Raw genomic sequence first — 16836 nt, 5'->3', positions numbered from 1 at the left:
TCCGGACGGACGCAGCTCCGAAGTGCCTTGGCTGCAAGCAAATTACGACTTCGTGTTGGAACCCACGAAAGGTCCCGAAGGTGATCGCACTCAGTGAATTCGACTACGTGGTGATCGGTGCCGGATCTGCAGGGTCGGTGATCGCCGCCCGGCTGTCCGAGGATCGGAGCATCCGGGTGCTGCTGCTCGAGTCCGGGCCGCCGGACACCAAGCCCGAGATCGGTGCGCCACCCGCGTGGCCGGCGTTGTGGGGCAGCGAGATTGACTACGCCTATGACACCGTCCCGCAGATGGGGACAGCCGGGTTCACCCACAACTGGCCGCGCGGGCACACGCTCGGTGGCAGCAGCAGCATCAACGCGATGGTTTATCTGCGGGGGCACCCGAACGACTTTGACAGCTGGGCCGAAGCCGGTTGCACCGGGTGGGATTACGAGTCGGTCCTGCCCTACTTTCGGCGCATGGAGACCGTCCCGGCCGGTGATTCGCGCTACCGGGGCACCCACGGCCCGATGCTCCCGGCCCCGGCCGGGACCGAGCTGGCCAATCCGCTCTCACAGGTGTTCCTCGATGCCGCCATCGCCTCCGGATTCCCGCCGACCGGCGACTTCAACGGCACCGACGCCGAGGGGGCCGGCTGGCATGATCTGTCGATCTGCGGTGGCACTCGGCAGAGCACCGCCGCCGCCTACCTGCATCCCGTGCGCGACAGGCCCAACCTGACCGTCATGACGGATTCCCGCGCCCACAAACTGCGGTTCGTGGGAAGTCATTGCGTCGGTGTTGATCTCGTGCAGAGCGGGCGCGAACTGACCGTCTACGCCGAGGCCGAGGTGGTGATCAGCGCCGGCGCCGTGGACTCGCCGCGTCTGCTGCTGCTGTCGGGCATCGGCCCCGCCGCGGAACTGGGCGCCGCGGGCGTCGGCGTCATCCACGACCTGCCCGGCGTCGGCCGCAACCTGCACGACCATCCGCTGTGCGGTGTCGTCTACGAGGCGGCGCAGCCGATTCCGGCGGGTCGAACCAACCATGCCGAGGCGTCGTTGTTGTGGCGCAGCTCGGCGGCACTGGCCGGCCCGGACATGCAACTGATGTTCATCCACGTGCCATTTCATCCACCGCACTTGGCTGCGCCCGCGAACAGCTTCACGCTCGCGGTCGCGACGGTGCCGGAGGCGCGCGGTTCGGTCCGGCTGGCCGGACCCGACCCGGTGACACCACCGCTGATCGATCCGAACTATCTCGGTGCGGAATCCGACATGCGGCGAATGGTGCACGGGGTCGAGGTGGCGCGCGAGATCGCCGCCGCGGAGCCGTTCGCACCGTGGCGTGCGCGCGAGGTACTCCCGGGGCCCGATGCCACCGACGAGGCCGCGCTGCGGCACTTCGTCGCCCGCGGCACGGGCACCTATTACCACCCGGTCGGCTCGTGTGCGATGGGAGTCGGTCCGGACGCGGTGGTCGGACCGGATCTGCGGGTGCACGGCTTGACCGGTGTGCGGGTGGCGGACGCGTCGATCATGCCGCGGCTCGTACCGGTGAACACCAACGCGGCCGCGATGATGATCGGCGAGAAGGCCGCCGACCTTCTGCGCTGATCTGCACAATCGCAGATAGGTCCTGCGGTTTTCGCCATTGCATCTCGCCGCGGCGTGCACCAATACTCAGTCAGGTGTGGCCGTCATCACAGATGGGCAGTCGAGGGGCACTGGGCGCCGAGGAGGGGCAGCGATGAGCGTGACGAATGTGGCAAGTGGGCTGCGCAGGGTGGTGGTCGCCTCGATGGCCGGCACCGTCGTCGAGTGGTACGAGTTCTTCCTCTACGGCACCGCAGCCACGCTGGTGTTCAACAAGGTCTTCTTCGCCAAAGGCACCAGTGACCTCGACGCGATCCTCGCCGCGTTCGTCACCTACGCGGTCGGCTTCGCCGCCCGACCGCTGGGCGGCGTGGTGTTCGGGCACTTCGGTGACAAACACGGGCGCAAGAAGCTGCTGCAATTCAGCCTCGTGCTGGTCGGTGTCTCGACCTTCCTGATGGGATGCCTGCCCACATTCGGCCAGATCGGGTACTGGGCACCGGCGCTGCTGGTCGTGCTTCGCTTCGTCCAGGGCTTCGCGGTCGGCGGTGAGTGGGGCGGTGCGGTGCTGCTGGTCGCCGAGCACAGCCCGGACCGCGATCGCGGGTTCTGGGCGAGCTGGCCCCAGGCCGGGGTGCCGGTGGGCAACATGCTCGCGACGGTGGTGCTGCTGACGCTGACGGGCACGCTGACCGAGGCCGCGTTCCTCTCGTGGGGCTGGCGGGTGGCGTTCTGGTTGTCGGCCGTGGTGGTATTGGTCGGCTACTACGTGCGTACCAAGGTTACCGACGCGCCGATCTTCGTCGAGGCCCAGCGCGAGGCCGAACTGACCAAGGCTGCCTCCTACGGTGTATTCGAGGTCCTCAAGCGTTATCCGCGTGGGGTTTTCACCGCCATGGGTCTGCGGGTAGCCGAGAACATCATGTACTACCTGGTGGTCACCTTCTCCATCACGTACCTCAAGGTCCAGGTGCACGCCGACACCAGCGACATCTTGTGGTGGCTGCTGGCCGCACACGCGGTGCACTTCCTGGTGATCCCGTATGCCGGGCGGCTCTCGGATCGGTTCGGGCGTAAGCCGGTGTACCTGGTCGGGGCGGTCGGCGCCGGCGCCTGGGGGTTCTTCGCGTTCCCGATGATGAACAGCGGCCAGTACCTGCTGATCATGAGCTCGATCATCCTCGGCTTGATGATTCACGCCTTGATGTATGCGCCGCAACCGGCGCTGATGGCCGAGATGTTCCCCACCCGGATGCGGTATTCCGGTGTGTCCCTTGGCTATCAGGTCACAGCGATCTTCGCCGGATCACTCGCCCCGATCATCGCGGTGAAGCTGCTGGACATCTATGACTCGGCGGTCCCGATCGCGATCTACCTCGCGGCGGCGGCGGTGATCACCCTCGTTGCGCTGGCCTTCGCCCGCGAGACCAAGGGCATCGACCTGGCTGACGTCGACAGCGCCGACGCGCAGCGCCACGGCCTGCCCACCTCGGCCAGGGCGGCGGTATGACCGGCCTGGAAGGGCGCACCGCCCTGATCACCGGGGCGGCCAGCGGGATCGGTGCGGCCTGTGCGCGAGAGCTGGCTGCCCGCGGGGCGGTCGTCACCGTCGCCGACGTGGACGCAGCGGGTGCCACGGTACTCGCCGACGAGATCGGCGGAAAGGCTTGGGCGGTGGACCTTCTCGACGTCGCAGCGCTCGAGGACGCCCGGTTGGACACCGACATCCTGGTCAACAACGCCGGCATGCAGGTTATCGACCCGATCGTGGACTACCCGCCGGAGAAGTTTCGGATGCTGCTCACGCTGATGGTGGAGGCGCCGTTTCTGCTCATCCGCTCAGTGTTGCCGGGAATGTACGAGCGGGGATTTGGCCGGATCGTGAACATCTCGTCGGTGCACGGTATCCGCGCCTCGGAGTTCAAGGTCGCCTACGTCACCGCCAAGCACGCGCTGGAAGGGCTGTCCAAGGTGACCGCTCTCGAGGGCGCCCAGCGTGGGGTCACCAGCAACTGCGTCAATCCCGGGTATGTGCGAACGCCGTTGGTGAGCAAGCAGATTGCCGACCAAGCTCGTACCCACGGCATCGGTGAGCGGGAAGTCGTCGAAAAGATCCTGCTCAGCGAGAGCGCGATCAAGCGACTCGTCGAGCCCGAAGAAGTCGCCGGCCTGGTCGGGTGGCTGGCCTCGCCCGCCGCGGCGATGGTCACCGGCGCGTCCTACACCATGGATGGCGGCTGGAGCGCCCGTTGAGACCGCGGTTCAGCGCCGTTGTTCAGATGGCTGGGTGGGCTGGGTGTCCGTATTCTTCCGCGGAACGCCCGGACACCGGCGCGCCGCAGCCGAGGCCTCCCCGGTCAGAAGCAGGCGTACCCAGTACCTGGCCGCAGTCGGAGGCGGCGTTGCTGCGGTAGGGCTAGCATCCGTGGGATGATGGCGCGGGTGGCCCCACCGGTCGGCGCACGGATCTTGTGCGCGGTGTGCGCCGTGGTGGTCTTGGGGTTGGCGCTGTTCATGGCATCCGATCTCTACACGATCGGCTTTCCCGACGGGCACCTCACCGACTACGACAAGGCGTCGCTCAACCCGAAACAGGTTCTGGAGCGGGTGCAGTTCGCATTCGCAGCGCTGTTCGTCCTGCTTGCCCTAGTCCCTATCGGCGCGCGAGCGCGACTGATCGCGTGCCTGCTCACCCTCGGCGTATCGATGCTGCTCGCGCTGGCCTATTGGGCCGGCCTTCCCTGGTACTTCGGAACCCATCTCGGCCTTGACAACGGAATCGGCGGCTAACGCGCCAGCCATGGCCCCAGTCGGCGCAGCGCCTCGTCGATATCGCTCGACGGTCCGGCGAACGACAGCCGGACGAAGGATCCGCCGTGCACCGTGTCGAAATCGATGCCCGGGGCGATCGCCAATCCCGTATCGGCCAGCAGGTTTTCGCAGAACGTCAACGAGTCCGAGGTGAAGTCGGACACGTCGGCGTAGACGTAGAACGCGCCGTCGGTTGGCGCCAGTCGGGTGAGGCCGATCTGCCGTAATCCGCTCAGCAGCGTCTCGCGGTTCGCTGCGTAGTGGTGCAGATGGCCCTCGGCCTCGGCGATCGCTTCGGGGGTGAATGCCGCCACCGCGGCGTACTGCGGCAGCACCGGCGGGCAGATGGTGAAGTTCCCGGTCAGGCAGTCCACCGCCCGGCGCAACTCCCGCGGAACCAGCATCCAGCCCAGCCGCCAGCCGGTCATCGCGAAGTACTTGGAAAAACTGTTGGCCACCACGGCGTTTCGCGACGTCTGCCACGCGCACGACGTCTCCGGAGCGCCGGGGTACACCAGCCCGTGGTAGACCTCATCGCTGATCAGCCGGGCCCCGGTCTCGTCGCACCACGACGCGATCGCCGCGAGTTCCTCCGGCGCGATCACGGTGCCGGTCGGATTGGCCGGGCTGGCCACGATGACTCCCTGCACCGGTGGATCCAGTTCGGCCAGCATCTGCACGGTCGGCTGGAAGCGGGTCTCGGGTCCGCACGGGATCTCCACCACCTCGCACCCGAGCGCGGAGAGGATGTTGCGGTAGCAGGGATAGCCCGGGCTGGCGATGGCCACCCGGTCTCCGGCGTCGAAACAGGCCAGGAAGGCCAGCAGGAAGCCGCCCGAGGATCCGGTGGTCACCACCACGTCGTCGGCGGTGACGTCCAGGCCGTACCGGTCGGCGTAGGACGCGGCGATCGCCTCCCGCAGCTGCGGGATGCCGAGCGCGACGGTGTAGCCCAGCGTATTGGCCTCGAGTGCGGCCGCTGCGGCGGCCCGCACCGGCTCGGGTGCCCCGACACTGGGCTGGCCGGCGGAGAGGTTCACCAGATCGCCGTGGGTGCGTTGCCGTTCGGCGGCGGCCAGCCACACGTCCATGACATAGAACGGCGGGATACCGGCTCGCAGGGCAACGCGACTATTCACCTGAGTCAGGCTAGGCCACCGGCTTCGGGCGGCAGCCGATGGTACAGCCCGGCGCCGGCGATTCGGACGTCCTGCAGGAACCGCCGTGCCGAGGAATAGGAGTCCGCGATCAGGTCGGTGGTATGGGTGAAATCGAGCGGTGAGACCAATTTGGGTGCCGGCCCGGGCAGGTACACCACCGGCAGCGACTCGGCGACCAAGGTGGCCTCGGCCACCGCCTGCGAGCGCATGGTGACCAACGCCGTGTAGAGCAGGACGTCGGCGATGGTGTCGGTCGAGCCGGGTAGCTGGCCGGGGAAGTAGCAGTCGAGCACGATCAGCGACCGGGCGCCCATCTCGACGGCCTGGCGCATCGGGACATTGGCCACCACACCGCCGTCGTAGAGGCGGCGGCCGTCGTGATCCACCGGCGGATAGATACCAGGAATGGCGGAGCTGGCCAACAGCGCGGGCAGCAGCGGGCCCTGGCGTATCACATACGGCCGTGCGGTCGCGACGTCCACCGTCACGGCCGCGAACGGCACTGTCAAGTCGGCGAAATCAATGGTGGGGCCCAGAAATTCGGCGATCATCTCGGCGAGTCCGGTGTTGGGGAACAGGTGGGTCTTGGCCCGCTGCAAGAGCAGCGCCTGCGCGATGAGACCGCCTGGGAATACCTTCGCCCTCGTCATCCGGGCCCATACATGCGAGAGCCGGTTGGCTGCCCCCAGGGGATCCGATGCCAGCACCGCCCCGTTGATCGACCCCACCGAGGTGCCGATCACCAGATCGGGTTGGACGTCCCGCTCGCTGAGCGCCTGCAGCATGCCCACCTGGACCGCGCCCAGGCTGCCGCCCCCGCCGAGTACGTAACCGATCGGCCGCGGAAGGCTCTCGACGCTGTCGGTCTGCACCCAAGCAGGCTAGAACACTTCGGCCTCCAGCCGGCGCAGTTGATCGCGCGGCGGACCGAACAGCTGAGCGCTGCCATGCGCCCGCTTGAAGTACAGCTGGATGTCGTGCTCCCAGGTGATCGCGATGCCACCGTGCATCTGCACGGCCTCGCCAGCAACCTTGCTGAACGCTTCACTGGCGGCCAGCCGGGCCAGCGCCGCCGACACCGGCGTGGGCTGGGCGACCGCATCGCCGACGAGTGCGCGGGCCGACTGGACCGCGACGTACAGATCGGCCATCCGGTGCTTGAGGGCCTGGAAGCTGCCGATCGGCCGGCCGAACTGCACACGTTCCTTCGTGTAGTCGACGGTGAGCTCCAGGCAGCGGGTGGCGGCCCCGATCTGCTCGGCGGCGAGCAGGATCGCCGCAATGTCGGCGAGACCGGGATCGGTGCCGATCACCTCGGTCGAGCCGGGGGCCAGCCGGGCCAGTCGACGGGTCGGGTCCACGGTCGGCACGGCCTCGGCGGTGACGTCGGCCCAGCGGACCAGCGAGCCGTCCTCGACGGCCACCACCACGTCGGCCACCTCGCCGTTGACGACATAGCCGGGGTCGAACACCACCGCGCCGACGAGCGCGCCGGCGGCCAGCCCTTCGAGGGTGTCGGCGTCTTGGGCCCCCCCAGTTTCCAAGGCGGCCAGCAAAGCCAGTTCGGCCAGTGTCGTGCCGAGCAGCGGCGTGGGAACCAGGCCGCGGCCCAGTTCTTCGAGAACCGCTGCCGCGTCCGCCAATTCGCCACCGGCGCCGCCGAGCTCCTCGGGCACCACCAGGGCGGCGACGCCGACCTGCTCGCACAGCATCGTCCACAGCGACTCGTCGTAGCCGCGGTCGGACTGCATCGCCGCGCGCACCGCCGCCGACGACGCATGCTTGTCCGCCAGCGCGGCGACGGTGTCGCGCAGCATCTGCCGTTCCTCGGTAGAGGTCATGCCAGCGCCTCCAGTACGCGACGTCGATGGGTGGTGGGGTCGCCCCACGCCGAGTGCAGGGCCTGGACTCTCAACAGCCACAGCGACAGATCGTGCTCGGAGGTGAACCCGATGGCACCGTGGGTCTGCAGCGACGACCGCGCCGACAGCAGTGCGGCGTCGGATGCGGCGGCCTTGGCGGCGCTGACGTCCCGGGTGGTGTCGGCCGAGCCGTCGGCCAGCGAGAGCGCGGCACCGTAGACCAGCGGGCGAGCCATCTCCAGCGCGATGTGCACGTCGGCAAGCTTGTGCTTGATCGCCTGGTAACTGCCGATGAGGCGGCCGAATTGACTGCGCTGTTTGGCGTATTCGACCGACATGTCCAACATTGCCTGGCCGGCGCCGATCAGCTGCGCCGCGGTGGCCAGCGCCCCGAACTCGAAGGCGCGCGCCACGTCGGCCGGCTGGGTGTCCCCGGCGGCGGTGACGTCAAAGAGCGTGCGGGTGGGATCGACGGACTCGTGCGCCTCGCCGGCGGTGGCGTCGGCGACCTGGCCGTCGCGGGCCAGCAGGGTCAGCCCGGCGAAGTCGGCATTGACCGCGCGGGGCACCGCGGGCGGCAGGGCCACCGTGGCGATCAGTTCGCCGGCGGCGAGGGCGGCCGAGCGGTCATCGTCTGCGAGCAGAACCGGTGCGACCGCGATGGATTCGGCGACGGGCCCGGGCACACACCAGCGGCCGAGGCGCTCGAGTGCGACCGCCAGATCGACCGGGTGGGCCTCGATACCGTCGTACTTCTCCGGGACCAGCAGCGCGGTCACGCCCAAATCGGTCAGCGTCGACCACACCTTGCGGGCGGGTGCGGTGTCACCCTGCGCCCAGGCGCGGACCGCCGCCGGCATGTCCGCGGCGCCCAGCGCGGCGTCGATGCTGGCCGCGAAATCACGCTGCTGTTCGTCGAGTGCGAATCTCATTTCTTCACTCCTGCGCTCGCCGAGCTTTCTCTAGGCAGCCCGAGCAGACGCTCGGCGATGATGTTGCGCTGAATTTCGTTGGTACCCGCATAGATCGGGCCGCCGAGGGCGAACAGCAGCCCATCGGTCCAGGCATTGGTGAGCTCGGCGTCAGCGCCACGCAGCTCCAATGCCGCCTGATGGATCGCCACGTCGAGGTCTGACCAAAACACCTTGGTCACCGACGACTCGGCGCCGAGTTCACCACCGCCGGCCACCCGGGTCACGGTGCCGAACGTGTGCAACCGGTAGGCCTGGGCCTTGATCCAGGCGTCGGCTACCCGGTCGGCGAATGCTGGGTCGGCGCCGTGGCTTCGCCACGTCGATGCCAGCCGCTCGGCGGGCGCCAGGAACCGGGCCGGGCTGCGCAGCGACATGCCGCGTTCGTTGCTCGACGTGCTCATCGCGGCGCGCCAGCCGTCGTGCACGCTCCCGATGACGTCGTTGTCCGGCACGAACACGCTGTCGAAGAAGATCTCTCCGAAACCGGTGTCCCCGCCCAACTGTGCGATCGGGCGCACCGTCACCCCGTCGGCCTTCAGATCGAACATGACGTAGGTCAGGCCGCGGTGGCGCTCAGCGGTGGGATCGGACCGGAACAGCCCGAACGCCCGGTCGCCGAACACCGCCCGCGAACTCCAGATCTTCTGGCCGTTGAGTAGCCACCCGCCGTCGGTCTGGGTGGCCGTCGAACGCAGTGACGCCAGATCGCTGCCGGACTCCGGCTCCGACCAAGCCTGCGCCCAGATCTCCTCGCCGCTGGCCATTTTCGGCAGGATGCGGTCGAGCTGCTCCTCGGTGCCGTGGGCGAACAGTGTGGGCGCCAGCATCGAGGTGCCGTTGGCGCTGGCCCGTCCCGGCGCCCCGGCGCGGAAGTACTCCTCTTCGTAGACCACCCACTGCAGCAGGCTGGCATCCCGGCCGCCGTACTTCTCGGGCCAGGTGATCACCGACAGGCCGGCGTCGAACAGCACCCGGTCCCAGTGCCGGTGCTGCTCGAACCCCTCGGCGGTGTCGTAGGACTTCGTCGGGAACGAGTTCTTGTTCTCCGCGAGGAACGTGCGCACCTCATCGCGGAAGGTCTCGGTGGCGTCGTCGTAGCTCAGATCCATCAAACCATCTCTCGCAGTGTGGGTTTGACCACCTTGCCGCCGGGGTTTCGGGGCAGCGTCGCCACGAAGACCACCGAGCGGGGTGTCTTGAAGTTGGCCAGGTGTTTTCGGGTGTAGTCGATGACGGCCTGCTCGTCGAGCTCGCTGCCGGGACGGCGGACGATGAAGGCTTTGCCGACCTCGCCGAGACGCTCGTCGGGTACCCCGATGACGGCGGCGTCGGCCACTCCGTCGAGCCGGGCCAGCACCTGCTCCACCTCGGCGGGATAGACGTTGAAGCCGCCGCAGATGTACATGTCCTTGAGCCGGTCGGTGATGCGCAGATTCCCCGCCTCATCGACGGTGCCGACGTCCCCGGTGTGCAGCCAGCCCTCGGCGTCGATCGCGGCCGCGGTGGCCTGGGGGTCCTCGAGGTAGCCCAGCATCACATTGGGCCCGCGCAGCAGTACCTCCCCGGCGGCTCCGGCGGTCCCGTCGATTCTCAGTTCGAAGTCCGCGATCGGGCGTCCGCAGGTGGTCGCCACGGTGACGGCGTCGTCGTCGGCACGGCACATGGTCCCGAACCCGTTGGCCTCGGTCAGCCCATAGGCGGTCAGCACGATGTCGAAGTCGAGTTCGGCCTGCATGCGTTCGATGAGCACCACCGGCACCGTGGCTGCACCGGTCACCGCGAACCGCAGCGAGCTCAGGTCGTAGTTCTTGCGGGCGGTGTGGTCGAGCAGCGTCTGGAAGATGGTCGGCGGCCCGGGCAGCACGGTGATGCGTTGCTCGGCGACCACCCGCATCGCCTGCTCGGGGTCGAAGGTGAGCTGAGGGATCAGCGTGGCCCCGGTCTGCAGGCAGGCCAGGATGCCGGCCTTGTAGCCGAAGTTATGGAAGAACGGATTGATACACAGGTAGCGGTCAGCGCTGGTGAGTTCGCCGCACGCGGCCCACGCGGCCGAGGCAGCCAGCGACTGCCGGTGTGCGCACAGCACGCCCTTGCTGCGCCCGGTCGTTCCGGAGGTGAACAGGACGTCGGAGACGTCGTCGGGGCGCACTGCCGCCGCGCGGGCGTCGACCTCCGACAGCGGCGGCTGCGGTCCGGCGAGGAACTCGTCCCAGGTGCCAGCCTCATGTGGGGGGTCCGACTCGATCGGGATGCGGACGATGTGCCGCAGCGCCGGCAGGGCGGCGCGGTCGAGGGCGGCCACCCGGTCCGCATTCAGAAAGCGGCCCATCCCGAACAGCAGCGGCGCCTTGGTGCGAGCCAGGATGTCGGAGGCCTCGTCGGCGGTGTAGCGAGTGTTCAGCGGCACCATGACCGCACCGGCGTAGTGAGTGGCCAGGCAGGCGATCACCCAGTGCCAGGTGTTGGGCGACCAGATGGCGACCTTGTCGCCGGCCTGTACGCCGAGCCCGATGATGGACGCCGCGGCCCGGCGGACCTCGTCACGCAGTTCGGCGAAGGTGAAGCTGCGATCCTCGGTGACCAGCGCCTGGTGGTCGGCGTAGTCGAGGGCCATCCGGTCCAGCACCGCGGGTGTGGTGCGCGCTGACAGCCCCGTGCCGCTGCGCTCCTGCCCGCCGGGTCTCGTCATTGAGGCTCCTCATGGGACTTGCCCGATCTGCAGAGTCACCGGGCTAACAAAGCAAGTGCTTGGTAGGTTAGCCTACAGGGGTGATAACGGTCGAGGAGTTCCGGGCGGAGGTCCGCCAGTGGCTGGCCGACAACCTGGTCGGCGAATACGCCGCGCTCAAGGGCCTCGGCGGCCCGGGCCGCGAACATGAAGCCTTCGAAGAGCGGCTCGCGTGGAACCGCCACCTGGCGGCCGCGGGGCTCACCTGTCTGGGCTGGCCCGTCGAGCACGGCGGCCGGGGTCTGTCCGTGGCGCACCGGGTGGCCTTCTATGAGGAGTACGCCAAGGCCGACGCGCCGGACAAGGTCAACCACCTCGGCGAGGAACTGCTCGGCCCCACGCTGATCGCCTATGGAACCCCCGAGCAGCAGCAGCGCTTCCTGCCCCGGATCCTCGACGTCACCGAGTTGTGGTCGCAGGGCTACTCCGAGCCCGGCGCCGGCAGTGACCTGGCCAACGTCGCCACCTCGGCCGTTCTCGACGGCGATGAGTGGGTGATCAACGGGCAAAAGGTGTGGACGTCGCTGGCGCACTGGGCACAGTGGTGCTTCGTGGTGGCGCGCACCGAGAAGGGCTCCAAACGTCACGCCGGCCTGTCATACCTGCTGGTGCCGCTGGACCAGCCGGGTGTGGAGATCCGCCCGATCATCCAGCTGACCGGCGACTCCGAGTTCAACGAGGTGTTCTTCACCGACGCCCGCACCGGCGCCGACCTGGTGGTGGGCGAGCCGGGCGACGGCTGGCGGGTCGCGATGGGGACGTTGACCTTCGAACGCGGCGTGTCCACGCTGGGTCAGCAGATCCGTTATGCCCGTGAGCTTTCCGGGGTCGCCGAGCTCGCCAAGGCCAACGGCGCGATCGACGACCCGTTGATCCGAGAGCGGCTTACCCGGGCCTGGGCCGGCCTGCAGACCATGCGGTCCTATGCGCTGGCGACCATGGACGTGGAGCAGCCCGGTCAAGATAACGTGTCAAAGCTGCTGTGGGCCAACTGGCACCGCGACCTCGGCGAGCTGGCCATGGAGATCAAGGGCAAGTCCGGCCTGCTCATGCCCGGCGGCGAATTCGACGAATGGCAGCGACTGTTCCTGTTCTCCCGCTCTGACACAATCTACGGCGGCTCCAACGAAATCCAGCGCAACATCATCGCCGAGCGCGTACTCGGCCTGCCTCGAGAGGTGAAGGGCTAGTGCCGTCATTAGCGGACGTCCCCACAGAGATTGACGGCCACGGCCTGCTGACCGGCAAGGTCGTCGTCGTGACCGCGGCGGCCGGCACCGGCATCGGCTCGGCGACGGCACGGCGCGCGCTGCTTGAGGGTGCCGACGTCGTCGTCTCCGATCACCACGAGCGCCGGCTCGGCGAAACCCGGGACCAGTTGGCGGAATTGGGCCTCGGCCGGGTGGAGAGCGTGGTGTGCGACGTCACCTCCACTTCCGCCGTCGACGCACTGGTCGCCGACGCGGTGGCCGTCATGGGCCGGCTGGATGTCCTGGTGAACAACGCCGGCCTCGGCGGTGAAACCCCGGTCGTCGACATGACCGACGAAGACTGGGATCGCGTCCTGAACGTCACGTTGACCTCGACCATGCGGGCGACCCGCGCCGCGCTGCGCTACTTCCGCGACGCCGGTCACGGCGGTGTGATCGTCAACAACGCCAGCGTCCTGGGCTGGCGGGCGCAACATTCGCAGTCGCACTACGCCGCCGCCAAGGCGGGCGTGATGGCGCTGACCCGGTGCAGCGCAATCGAAGCCGTCGAGTACGGGGTGCGCATCAATGCCGTGTCGCCGAGCATCGCGCGGCATAAGTTCCTCGAGAAGGTCAGCTCCTCCGACCTGCTCGACCGGCTCTCGGAGGGCGAGGCCTTCGGCCGTGCCGCCGAGCCGTGGGAGGTGGCGGCCACCATCGCGTTCCTGGCCAGTGACTACTCGAGTTACCTGACCGGCGAAGTCATTTCGGTATCGAGCCAACGCGCGTGACCGAGCAGCCGGTCAGCCGTCGCGACGAGCTTCTGGTGCTCGCCGCGACGATGTTCGCCGAACGCGGCCTGCGTGCGACCACCGTGCGCGACATCGCCGACTCGGCGGGCATTCTGTCCGGCAGCCTTTATCACCACTTCAAGAGCAAGGAGCAGATGGTCGAGGAGGTCCTGCGCGACTTCCTGGACTGGCTGTTCGACCGCTACCAGCAGATCATCACCACCGAGCCCAATCCGCTCGAGCGGCTCAAGGGTCTGTTCATGACGTCCTTCGAGGCGATCGAAGACCGGCACGCGCAAGTGGTGATCTACCAGGACGAGGCCAAGCGGCTGTCCGCGCTGCCGCAGTTCGATTTCGTCGAGGTTCGCAACAAAGAACAGCGCAAGATGTGGCTCGACCTGCTCAACTCCGGCGTCGAACAGGGCTACTTCCGGCCCGACATCGATGTCGACGTGGTGTACCGGTTCATCCGGGATACCACGTGGGTTTCCGTGCGTTGGTATCAGCCGGGTGGCCCGCTGACGGCCGAAGAGGTTGGCCGCCAATACCTTTCCATCGTCCTCGGCGGAATAGCCGCCCCAAAGTAAGGAGATCGACATGGCTGAGGCCTACGTCATCGACGCCGTGCGCACCGCGGTGGGCAAGCGCAACGGATCGCTGGCCGGCGTGCACCCGATCGACCTGGGTGCCGCCGCCTGGCAGGGGCTGCTGGGCCGCCAGGATGTCGACCCGGACGCCGTCGATGACGTGATCGCCGGGTGCGTCGACGCGATCGGTGGGCAGGCAGGCAACATCGGACGGCTGTCCTGGTTGGCCGCCGGGTATTCCGAAGCCGTGCCCGGGGTGACCGTGGATCGTCAGTGCGGGTCGAGCCAGCAGGCGATTTCGTTCGGGGCGCAGGCCATCTTGGCCGGCACCGCGGACCTCATCGTGGCCGGTGGCGTGCAGAACATGAGCCAGATCCCGATCTCCTCGGCGATGACCGTCGGCGAGCAGTTCGGCTTCACCTCGCCGACCAACGAGTCGAAGGGTTGGCTCAAACGCTATGGCGACCAGGAGGTTTCACAGTTTCGCGGCGCGGAGATGATCGCCGAGCGATGGGAGATCACCCGTGAGGACATGGAACGGTTCGCGCTGGACAGCAATGAGCGTGCGTTCGCTGCGATCCGTGCCGGGCACTTCGCCAACGAGATCCTGCCGATCGACGGCTTTGCCGTCGACGAGTGCCCGCGCGAGACCACCCTGGAGAAGATGGCCGGCCTCAAGACGCTGGTGGACGGCGGCCGGCTGACCGCCGCCATGGCGAGCCAGATCTGCGACGGCGCAAGCGCGGTGCTGCTGGCTTCCGAGCAGGCGGTCAAGGATCACAATCTGACTCCGCGGGCCCGCATCCACCACATCAGTGCCCGCGGCGACGATCCCGTGATCATGCTGACCGGTCCGATTCCGGCCACCAGGTACGCGCTGGACAAGGCCGGGCTCACGATCGACGACATCGACGTGGTGGAGATCAACGAGGCGTTCGCGTCAGTCGTGCTCGCCTGGCTCAAGGAGACCAAGGCCGACCCGGCGAAGGTCAACCCGAACGGCGGCGGGATCGCTCTGGGCCACCCACTGGGCGCCACCGGGGCCAAGCTGTTCGCGACGCTACTCAACGAGCTCGAGCGCACCGGCGGCCGGTACGGCCTGCAGACGATGTGCGAGGGCGGCGGGACGGCCAACGTCACCATCATCGAAAGGCTCTGACGCTCTTCAGCGCCGACTGTGCGGTTTCATACGCGACGCGCCGTCGCGGGCGTATGGGATCGCACAGTCGACGGGGTCAGTGGTCGACGTCACGAAGTGGGTGGCGCCGTGCTGCTACTGGGCGAGCGCGAGGCCGCCGAGCGCGACGATCCAGCTGGCGAAGCTGCCGACCAGGAAGTACTCAGTGACGTCGTCGATGCCGATACCGCCGTTTTCCCGGACTTTTTGGGCGTTGATCTCGGGGAATCGGATGATGCTCTTGGCTGCCACGACCGCGGTCGCGGCGGCGAGCTGCCCGGCCAGGCTCAGTCCGAGGATGAGCAGCCGCTCCATGGGACCGAGCAGCCGGCCGCCCCTGAGGCGGTCGGACGCCTGCGGCTGGCCGGCCGGTTTGAGCGAACCGACCGACCCGAGCAGCAGCCGCACCAACTGGTTTCCGGTCACCAGTTGCAGCAGCACCACGCCGACCACCATGACGACGCGGCCTGGTTCCACGGTGTGCAGCCCCGGCAGCGCAGCCCAGGTGACCCAGGCCGCGACCGGGCCGCCCACCGGCGAGCCCAGCCCGGACAGCACGATCAAGGTGGCGATGACGCCGGCGAACAGGACCAGCGGCCCGACCTGCCAGCGGCCGCCGATCCGTTCGGCACGGGTACAGGCCAGTTCCCACGAGGCTGCCGCGACGGCCGCGATCCCGACAACCATGACGTCGCCGAGGTGCCACAGCCCGCACAGTGCTGCCGTCGCGACCGCGGTGAGCGGGCCGGCGAGCACCGCGGGCCAAGCCTGTGACGTCAGCCGGCGCAGGATGTCGGCGCACCCCACAGCGATCAGGAAGACGGCGACACTGCTCATCGGAGGGCCCGCAGTTGCCCGCTGGCCAGCACCAGAAGATCCAGCCCGTCACGTGCCGTCCGCTGCGACACCGCGGAGGCGCTGATGCCTTCCATTGCCGCCAGTTCCTTCTTCGTCCTGTGCTCGAGGAGCCCCCGCAGCAAGCGCAGGGACCGTCCATCCAGCGATCCAAGCAGATGGTCCCGACACATCAGGGCGGCGTTGACGGCGTCGGGTTCGGGACCTTCGGTGTCGGCGCGGCGGTAGGTGGTGCGGACGTGGGCGAGGCCGGGCTGCTGCTGGGCACCGGCGGTCCACTCGATGGCTTCTCGCGCCGACCACCAGCCAGGGCCGTCCTGGATGCCGGTGTCGGGGTCGAGGATGGTGACCTCGCCCCAGCCGACGCCGAAGCGGACGTCGACGTCGGGCGCCAGTGCCAGCCGCACCGACAGCGCGGCGTCGATCGCCGCACCGACAGCGGGATAGCTGCCCTGGAATTCGTCACCGACCGTGAACGCGGGCGGGTCGATGGCGGTGGCGGCGACATCGGCGAGAGCACGGGTCACGCGGCGATGCAGATCGCCACGGTCGGATGCCTGCCGCGAGCCGACCACGTCCCCGATGAGGGCCGCGCGCATCGACGAAGCTCCGGCCTTCACGCCCTTCATGTGAAGATTATAGCTTCATTCTGTCAAAGTTCAGCGTATTACTTCACTGGGAGAGTGTGGCGCGCAGGAAATGGTCGATTCCGGTGCGCTCGAATGTCCGCCGCCGATCGCGCGGAAGTAGCGGAAGGGCCTCAGTGGCGTCGATGATCTCGGGTGAGACGACCTCGTAGGTCTGGCCCTTGGTCGTGATGCGGGCCCGCCCGGCCGTCAGCACGTTACGCAGCCAGTCGACCTGCGTGCCGTAGGGCAGCGGAACGATGAACCAGTCGCCGACGCGGTCGGCCACCACGGGCGTGGCGTACTCCTTGCCGGACTGACGCCCGGTGTGGTGCACCACCGACGCGTACCAGTAGCGGGTCCCCGAGAGCCGCAGCATCACGGGGTTGAGCAGGTATTTGTTGGACAGGAGGATCAGGTCGCGGAACTGCCGCGGCCAGGTGTTCGGTGCTAGTGCCATAACGTCCCCCGACGTCGAGACGAACTCATTGGGCTGGC

Annotated in this window: 17 protein-coding genes; 8 read left to right on the top strand and 9 right to left on the bottom strand. The window is 68.2% G+C overall.

Features of this window, described 5'->3' with window-relative positions; translation table 11 throughout:
• Positions 1–80 precede the first annotated feature (80 nt).
• From ADBZ9K_RS20355 to ADBZ9K_RS20340, 4 genes are all read left to right on the top strand, one after another.
• Positions 81–1598 (top strand): GMC family oxidoreductase, encoded by a 1518-nt coding sequence (locus ADBZ9K_RS20355; protein ID WP_526623634.1) that lies wholly within the window; start codon positions 81–83, stop codon positions 1596–1598.
• Between the two features lie 133 nt (positions 1599–1731).
• Positions 1732–3087 carry an MFS transporter gene (locus ADBZ9K_RS20350; protein WP_526623632.1) on the top strand — a complete coding sequence of 452 codons (1356 nt, stop codon included), beginning with the start codon at positions 1732–1734 and terminating at the stop codon, positions 3085–3087.
• On the top strand, positions 3084–3830 hold the full coding sequence (locus tag ADBZ9K_RS20345; protein WP_526623630.1) for a 3-hydroxybutyrate dehydrogenase: 747 nt from the start codon (positions 3084–3086) through the stop codon (positions 3828–3830). The genes ADBZ9K_RS20350 and ADBZ9K_RS20345 overlap by 4 nt, the downstream gene beginning before the upstream one ends.
• Before the next feature lie 177 nt (positions 3831–4007).
• Positions 4008–4367, top strand: a complete 360-nt coding sequence (locus ADBZ9K_RS20340) for a hypothetical protein (protein WP_526623628.1) — start codon at positions 4008–4010, stop codon at positions 4365–4367.
• Here ADBZ9K_RS20340 and ADBZ9K_RS20335 read toward each other — a convergent pair.
• From ADBZ9K_RS20335 to fadD3, 6 genes are read right to left on the bottom strand one after another with little or no spacing between them, the layout of a single operon-like run.
• Positions 4364–5527 carry a pyridoxal phosphate-dependent aminotransferase gene (locus ADBZ9K_RS20335; protein WP_526623627.1) on the bottom strand — a complete coding sequence of 388 codons (1164 nt, stop codon included), beginning with the start codon at positions 5525–5527 and terminating at the stop codon, positions 4364–4366. The genes ADBZ9K_RS20340 and ADBZ9K_RS20335 overlap by 4 nt on opposite strands.
• A 5-nt stretch (positions 5528–5532) precedes the next feature.
• Positions 5533–6420 carry a patatin-like phospholipase family protein gene (locus ADBZ9K_RS20330; RefSeq protein ID WP_526623625.1) on the bottom strand — a complete coding sequence of 296 codons (888 nt, stop codon included), beginning with the start codon at positions 6418–6420 and terminating at the stop codon, positions 5533–5535.
• Between the two features lie 9 nt (positions 6421–6429).
• Entirely contained in the window at positions 6430–7389 is a 960-nt protein-coding gene (gene ipdE2, locus ADBZ9K_RS20325; protein WP_526623623.1) for an acyl-CoA dehydrogenase IpdE2, read from the bottom strand.
• Positions 7386–8342, bottom strand: coding sequence for an acyl-CoA dehydrogenase family protein (locus tag ADBZ9K_RS20320; RefSeq protein WP_526623621.1), 957 nt, complete (start codon positions 8340–8342; stop codon positions 7386–7388). The genes ipdE2 and ADBZ9K_RS20320 overlap by 4 nt, the downstream gene beginning before the upstream one ends.
• Positions 8339–9493 (bottom strand): acyl-CoA dehydrogenase family protein, encoded by a 1155-nt coding sequence (locus ADBZ9K_RS20315; protein ID WP_526623619.1) that lies wholly within the window; start codon positions 9491–9493, stop codon positions 8339–8341. Before ADBZ9K_RS20315 ends, ADBZ9K_RS20320 begins: the two co-directional genes overlap by 4 nt.
• Positions 9493–11073: a 3-((3aS,4S,7aS)-7a-methyl-1,5-dioxo-octahydro-1H-inden-4-yl)propanoate--CoA ligase FadD3 gene (fadD3, locus tag ADBZ9K_RS20310; RefSeq protein ID WP_526623618.1), complete on the bottom strand. Its 1581-nt coding sequence runs from the start codon at positions 11071–11073 to the stop codon at positions 9493–9495. The genes ADBZ9K_RS20315 and fadD3 overlap by 1 nt, the downstream gene beginning before the upstream one ends.
• A gap of 80 nt (positions 11074–11153) precedes the next feature.
• Between fadD3 and ipdE1 the strand changes: the two genes are divergently transcribed.
• Genes ipdE1 through fadA6 form a run of 4 tightly spaced genes read left to right on the top strand, consistent with a single transcriptional unit; the run spans position 11154 to position 14839 of the window.
• On the top strand, positions 11154–12302 hold the full coding sequence (gene ipdE1, locus ADBZ9K_RS20305) for an acyl-CoA dehydrogenase IpdE1 (protein WP_526623616.1): 1149 nt from the start codon (positions 11154–11156) through the stop codon (positions 12300–12302).
• Entirely contained in the window at positions 12302–13093 is a 792-nt protein-coding gene (ipdF, locus tag ADBZ9K_RS20300; RefSeq protein ID WP_526623614.1) for a (5R,7aS)-5-hydroxy-7a-methyl-1-oxo-2,3,5,6,7,7a-hexahydro-1H-indene-carboxyl-CoA reductase, read from the top strand. Before ipdE1 ends, ipdF begins: the two co-directional genes overlap by 1 nt.
• Positions 13075–13680, top strand: coding sequence for a TetR family transcriptional regulator KstR2 (gene kstR2 / locus ADBZ9K_RS20295; protein ID WP_526624268.1), 606 nt, complete (start codon positions 13075–13077; stop codon positions 13678–13680). The genes ipdF and kstR2 overlap by 19 nt, the downstream gene beginning before the upstream one ends.
• A gap of 10 nt (positions 13681–13690) precedes the next feature.
• Positions 13691–14839: a steroid 3-ketoacyl-CoA thiolase FadA6 gene (gene fadA6 / locus ADBZ9K_RS20290; RefSeq protein ID WP_526623612.1), complete on the top strand. Its 1149-nt coding sequence runs from the start codon at positions 13691–13693 to the stop codon at positions 14837–14839.
• Between the two features lie 114 nt (positions 14840–14953).
• On the opposite strand, the gene ADBZ9K_RS20285 is transcribed toward fadA6, so the two are convergent.
• From ADBZ9K_RS20285 to ADBZ9K_RS20275, 3 genes are read right to left on the bottom strand one after another with little or no spacing between them, the layout of a single operon-like run.
• A complete protein-coding gene (locus ADBZ9K_RS20285) occupies positions 14954–15694 on the bottom strand; it encodes a hypothetical protein (protein ID WP_526623610.1) in 741 nt (246 codons plus the stop codon).
• Positions 15691–16341 (bottom strand): SatD family protein, encoded by a 651-nt coding sequence (locus ADBZ9K_RS20280; protein ID WP_526623608.1) that lies wholly within the window; start codon positions 16339–16341, stop codon positions 15691–15693. Before ADBZ9K_RS20280 ends, ADBZ9K_RS20285 begins: the two co-directional genes overlap by 4 nt.
• A 43-nt stretch (positions 16342–16384) precedes the next feature.
• The gene (locus tag ADBZ9K_RS20275) at positions 16385–16798 is read right to left on the bottom strand and encodes a nitroreductase/quinone reductase family protein (RefSeq protein WP_526623606.1); all 414 of its coding nucleotides are present in this window, start codon (positions 16796–16798) and stop codon (positions 16385–16387) included.
• Positions 16799–16836: the final 38 nt, after the last annotated feature.

This window comes from Mycobacterium sp. (assembly GCF_965229265.1).
GTDB lineage: Bacteria > Actinomycetota > Actinomycetes > Mycobacteriales > Mycobacteriaceae > Mycobacterium.
Note: the sequence above shows the minus strand (reverse complement) of the source record. Positions and strands in the feature narration are given on the sequence as shown.